The sequence below is a fragment of the Streptococcus sp. GMD1S genome (genome assembly GCF_000296875.1).
Lineage (GTDB): Bacteria > Bacillota > Bacilli > Lactobacillales > Streptococcaceae > Streptococcus.
Genome location: NZ_AJQY01000333.1, coordinates 1 through 6,068, shown reverse-complemented (window position 1 = coordinate 6,068; position 6,068 = coordinate 1). Strand labels below are relative to the sequence as shown.

General features: G+C 42.0%; 6 protein-coding genes. All 6 read right to left on the bottom strand.

What is annotated here, in order from left to right; translation table 11 throughout:
• Nucleotides 1–103: 103 nt before the first annotated feature.
• A complete protein-coding gene (purB, locus tag GMD1S_RS09820) occupies nt 104–1,402 on the bottom strand; it encodes an adenylosuccinate lyase (RefSeq protein ID WP_000572896.1) in 1,299 nt (432 codons plus the stop codon).
• 49 nt (nt 1,403–1,451) lie between these two features.
• Nucleotides 1,452–2,195, bottom strand: a complete 744-nt coding sequence (locus GMD1S_RS09815) for a hypothetical protein (protein ID WP_000598019.1) — start codon at nt 2,193–2,195, stop codon at nt 1,452–1,454.
• 30 nt (nt 2,196–2,225) lie between these two features.
• The gene (locus GMD1S_RS09810; protein WP_000452038.1) at nt 2,226–3,302 is read right to left on the bottom strand and encodes a YaaC family protein; all 1,077 of its coding nucleotides are present in this window, start codon (nt 3,300–3,302) and stop codon (nt 2,226–2,228) included.
• A gap of 30 nt (nt 3,303–3,332) precedes the next feature.
• Entirely contained in the window at nt 3,333–4,439 is a 1,107-nt protein-coding gene (purK, locus tag GMD1S_RS09805; protein ID WP_000099061.1) for a 5-(carboxyamino)imidazole ribonucleotide synthase, read from the bottom strand.
• Nucleotides 4,426–4,914, bottom strand: coding sequence for a 5-(carboxyamino)imidazole ribonucleotide mutase (gene purE / locus GMD1S_RS09800; protein ID WP_000802563.1), 489 nt, complete (start codon nt 4,912–4,914; stop codon nt 4,426–4,428). Before purE ends, purK begins: the two co-directional genes overlap by 14 nt.
• A gap of 386 nt (nt 4,915–5,300) precedes the next feature.
• The coding region (locus tag GMD1S_RS09795; protein WP_000000293.1) for a phosphoribosylamine--glycine ligase at nt 5,301–6,068 on the bottom strand (768 nt) is incomplete at its 5' end.

The following is a 6,068-nucleotide window of genomic DNA, read 5'->3' as shown; positions in this document are numbered from 1 at the left end:
GGCGACTCTAGCAGCCTACGGACTGACTAAGAGAAAAGAAGACTAAGATTCTTCTAGGAGAATACGAAAAAGCGAGATTGAATCTCGCTTTTTATTGTTAGGATTAATCACCAAGTCCTATACGTTCAAAGATATCATCCACTCGTTTAGTGTAGTATGCAGGATTGAAGATTTCGTCGATCTCCTCTTGAGTGAGGCGTGATGTCACTTCTGGATCTGCTTCGAGAAGCGGTTTGAAGTCTACTTGGTTGTCCCAAGAGTGGGCTGTTTTTGGTTGCACCAAGTCATAGGCTTGCTCACGGGTCATACCTTTTTCAATCAAGGTCAACATCGCCCGCTGGCTAAAGATAAGACCAAAAGTTGAGTTCATGTTGCGGATCATGTTTTCAGGGAAAACCGTCAAGTTCTTGACGATATTTCCAAAACGGTTGAGCATGTAGTCAATCAAGATGGTTGTATCTGGTGCGATGATTCGCTCAGCTGATGAGTGAGAGATATCACGTTCGTGCCAAAGGGCTACGTTTTCATAAGCTGTGACCATGTGACCACGGATCACACGCGCCAGACCTGTCATGTTCTCAGAACCGATAGGGTTGCGTTTGTGAGGCATTGCTGAAGACCCTTTTTGACCTTTAGCAAAGAACTCTTCCACTTCGCGTTGTTCAGACTTTTGCAAACCACGGATCTCTGTTGCCATACGTTCGATTGAAGTCGCGATGCTAGCAAGAACTGCAAAGTACTCAGCGTGAAGGTCACGAGGAAGGACTTGTGTAGAGATTTCTTGAGCACGGATACCCAACTTGTCGCAGACGTATTGCTCCACAAATGGTGGGATGTTGGCAAAGTTACCAACCGCACCAGAAATCTTACCAGCTTCCACGCCAGCAGCCGCATGTTCGAAACGCTCAATGTTACGTTTCATTTCGCTGTACCAAGTTGCCAATTTAAGACCAAAAGTTGTAGGCTCAGCGTGCACACCGTGGGTACGTCCCATCATGATAGTAAACTTGTGTCCTTTCGCTTTATCAGCGATGATGTTGAGGAAGTTTTCAAGATCCTTACGGATGATGTCGTTGGCTTGCTTGTAAAGGTAACCGTAGGCCGTATCCACCACGTCGGTAGAAGTCAACCCATAGTGCACCCACTTGCGCTCTTCACCAAGAGTCTCAGAAACCGCACGAGTGAAAGCCACCACATCGTGGCGAGTCTCCTGCTCAATCTCCAAAATACGGTCGATGTCAAAGTCCGCCTTCTCGCGAATCAAAGCCACATCTTCCTTAGGGATTTCCCCCAACTCAGCCCATGCCTCATCAGCCAAGATTTCCACCTCAAGCCAAGCACGGTATTTATTTTCTTCACTCCAAATGTTCGCCATCTCAGGGCGAGAATAACGTTCGATCATGATTAATTTTCCTTTCTTCTTAAGTTTCACCTTTTTAATAACGAGCCATCTAAACTTTATTCCTCTTACTATCCCAAGAATCATAATCTAATTCAGAAATCTCATTATATCTAATATTAGGAATAAACACATTCAGAGATACTCTATTCTTATTGAGTTCTGTTATGTCATCGCTAGGAATAGCCTGAATATGGATTCCTCTTGGAACTTCTTCAGATTTATGATATATTAAATCAACCTGATAATATACCTGAAGGTCTTTGTTACCATTTTTATTTAGCTTATTCCATATACGTCTTTCATACGTTAATTGAGAATTACCCCTCTCAGAATTTAATTTAAAGGACTCAAAATCTCTCCCACCTCCATTAGACCAACTTGTCTGAGGAAAAATATTTTCATCATTATTTTTTCTTGAATTAAAATCCTTCATTCTTCCGACTAACATATGTCCCAGTATATGGCCTGTATGAAACACTGACCCAGAGAATTGTGACTTTCCTTTTGAGGTCCCCCCATTAGGTGGAATAATAGTTTCTCTAGATAACAAGGCAATCCCTCTTTTTGCTCTATCTCTTTCATCTTTAACATTTTTAGCAAATTCATGAATGTCTTGTTCAGTTTTAAAAAAATCTTTATTAAAATTAACAAAATCCTCTAAAACGAAACTTCCATATCCATTATAGCAATCAGCTAATTCATCTACACTGCTATATCCTAGCTGATTTGCTATATCATTAGTGATATAATGAAGCGCTTCACTTTTGTTTGGGTATTTTATAGTCTTAATCATAAATATATAAAACCTCTTCATAGTATTCACTTATATTTCTATGATGTGCCTTGAAACACCCAATTGTTCTCGAGTTATCTCTGCAACAATCATATTTATAAACTGAAATGGAGTTAATTTAATAAATTCCGAAAGAATCCAACTATGTTCTTTCATTAAATACGCATTTAAAACATCTGGTTCATATCTTGACAACTCACTCAGACGATGCATACACATATACATTATTACTATTGGAGGAATATCTAAACTTTTAGGATTATTAAAGTCTTTAAAATACCATCTAGAATTAATACCCGAAGAAATTTCTTGGAATGATTTTCTTACCATCTTATGAAAATTTAATAAATTTTGATTAGAAGACACATTTCTAATATTTTGGAGTTGTACCGGGCACTGTCTCCATGAAAGTTTAGTACCATCAAAGTCTTTATAGACTCTCACTCTTCTTAAATTATTTCCTTTAACATTATTATGTTTCGTATATTTTTCATCAATTTTTGCATTTATAGTCACTCTTTTATCAGGCTTTCTAACAAAATAAACATCGTCTAAAGGAATAAACATCTCTTTATTTTGACTGATTCCCTGCGAAATAACATACGTCCTATGAATATATACTAAATTAGCTAACAACTCATCTAAAGAGTGTTTTGAGCCAATTATTCCCATATTTCCATCAAAAAAATGAAGTAGTCCTGGACAAACCCCTCTAGCTTTAATTACGACCTCTTGCTCATCTAACCTTGGCTTGTTTTTGTTTGTATTTTTATTTTTACCTGATACACCATGATAAGGCGTATAGTATGAATTATTGATGCCCCAAAATTCTAAAAGCGCTTTAGTTGCATTTAAAAAACAATAATAAAGAGGAAGCGGAGCAGAAGTTAACGATAAATTTTTACTAGACTTATAAAATTCTTCTGCCTGATTCCAATAAAACAGAGCTTTCTCTGCGTTACTTTTTTTCCCTCTTTTTATATTTCTTAGAAAAAATCTCACATACTCCCACCTATCAGATACGATAACTGTTCTACCTGTTAAACTAGGCTTATTTATAGCTGTTTTAAGAGTTAATGGTTTATTATTATACTTTATTACTTCCATAATAGATCATAAATCCTTATTCAAAATTAATCACATTATATTTTTCTTACTCATTTCATATTCACCGAATTCATTCACACTATCCGGCACATCACTAAACAAAGTCACATGTCCCATCTTGCGGTTGTGCTTCGCTTCTATTTTACCATACATGTGGAGGTGGGCGCTTGGATTTTCTGTGACATATTTTTCAGCGGCCTCGACATGCTGGCCGAGTACGTTGAGCATGACGGCAGGTGCATGCAGTTTGATGGCTGGAAGCGGTGCTCCGAGAACACCTAAGATATGGGTATCAAACTGGGAGAAATCACAGGCTTCGATCGAATAGTGTCCTGAGTTGTGGGGGCGTGGGGCAATCTCATTAACGATAATATCATCAGCTGTCGCAAACATTTCCACACAAAGAGTCCCAGACAAGTTCAGTTGTTCTGCGATTCGCACAGCCATAGCTTTGGCTTTTTCAGCTAGACTTTCTGAAATGCGGGCTGGCACGATGGTCTTAGACAGGATATTGTTGCGGTGGATATTTTCCTGAATAGGGAAGACTGTCACGTCCTTGCCATTTCCTGACACGATGACAGAAATTTCAAGGTCGAAGTTGACAAATTCTTCCAAAACACAGTCTGCTGAGTCAGCTAGCGCATAGGCTTCTGCCAAATCTGTTTCTGAACGAATAACCTTTTGACCATGGCCATCGTAGCCACCGGTCGCCGTCTTGAGGACATAGTTTTTCGACAGGTCAATATCTGCCAAGTCTTGGCTAGAAGTCACGACCTTGTAGGGTGCCACGGTGACTTGTGCCTTGTTTGAGAGAAAGTCCTTTTCAAAAATACGATTTTGAGAAACACGGAGCAAGTCAGTTCCTTGAGGGAGTTGTCCCTCCTTGATGACAGCATCCAAACCGTCGGCATCGACATTTTCAAATTCATAAGTGAGAACATCACAGCGGTCCGCCAACTGACGCAGGGCGTCCACATCATTATAAGAAGCCACGATGATCTCCGCCACACGAGAGGCGGGACCATCAGCCGCAGGATCCAGTGCGATAACCTTGTGCCCCATGTAGATAGCAGAAATGGCCATCATCTGCCCCAGCTGACCGCCACCGATAATTCCGATTGTTTTAGATGAGCTCATTTGTTGACTCCTCTGCTATTTTTCCTTGCTCTTCTGCGAAATCTGCCAAAGCTGTCGCGATAGCCTGATCCTCTACTGAAAGAAGACGAAGGGCAAAGAGGGCCGCGTTTGTCGCCCCTGCTTCACCGATAGCCATAGTTGCGACTGGTACGCCACCCGGCATCTGAACGATAGAGTAGAGCGAGTCCACGCCACTAAGAGCACGTGATTTGACTGGTACACCAATGACAGGAAGGGTTGTTTTGGCAGCTACCATACCTGGCAAATGGGCTGCGCCACCCGCACCAGCGATGATGACCTTGATGCCACGGCTACGTGCTTCTTCCGCATGTTTGAACATGAGGTCTGGTGTACGGTGTGCGGAAACAACTTTCTTTTCGTAGGCTACACCGAAGCGGTCAAGGACTTCTGCTGTTTTTTGCATGGTTGCCCAGTCGGATTTTGAGCCCATGATGATGGAAATAATTGGTTTCATTTCTTCTCCTCTTTTAATAATCGTCTAATGTAGTGCGGACGTAAGCGACCGCCTAGGGCGTTCCATTACTAAAACTGGAGCCTAAGTCTCCAGTTTTCCGCTCCTAGTAGCTATGCTACTAGGAGTTCCACTACTGCGACGATTATCCTATATTAGCTCGCTAACGCTCGCAAACCATACGACCATTAACGTATTTTGTAAATTTTTATTTTTCTTTTTGATAATGGTCTTAGGTGGTGGGGGCGGAAGCAAACCTTCGGTTTCATTCCTAAACTTTGAGCCTAAGGTCTCAAAGTTTCCCCCGACCAGAACAAGTTCTGTTCTGGTCTTTTCACCACGGCGATCATTATCGTATTTGGCGACTTCGTCGCGTTATTCTTATATCTTTACTTAATGGCCTTGCTTCCGATATCTGTTCGGTAAAAGAGGCCTTCTGTTTTTTGTTGGGCGAGTTCTTGGTAGATGGTTTCTTGAGCTTCTTTGACAGTGTTGGCTGTGGTGACGAGCATATAGACTCGTCCGCCGTTTGATAGCAGTGCTCTGCTATTTTCCGAAAACTTAGCTCCGGCATAGTAGGTGATGATGTCACCTTCTGTCTTGGCTGGCAACTCAATACCTTTTTCATAGTCTAGCGGGTACCCATTGGATGCGACAACTACGCCAAGTGTCACACCCTTGTCCGTCCAAGTGATTTCTGGTTCTTTCCCATCCAAAATATCAGTGATATTTTGCGCAAAGTCAGATGTCAAACGAGGCAAGATGATTTGTGTTTCAGGATCTCCAAAGCGTGAATTGAACTCGATGACTTTCGGTCCATCAACTGTCAAGATAAGACCCGCGTAAAGGACACCAAGGTAGGGACGTCCTTCTTTGATCATGCCTTCAAGAACTGGCTTGACAATGGTCTCAACCGCTGTGTCAACCACGCTCTGTGGCAAGTGAGGAACTGGCGCATAGGCACCCATCCCGCCAGTGTTAGGGCCCTTGTCGCCATCGTAAGCACGTTTGTGGTCCTGAGCCGTTGGCATGATGTAGAACTTGTCCCCATTGACAAAGGCAAAAAGTGAAAATTCCTCTCCTGCAAGAAACTCCTCGATAACCACACGCGCACCTGAGTCACCAAATTTATTGTCCAAAAGCATCTCGTGAGCGGC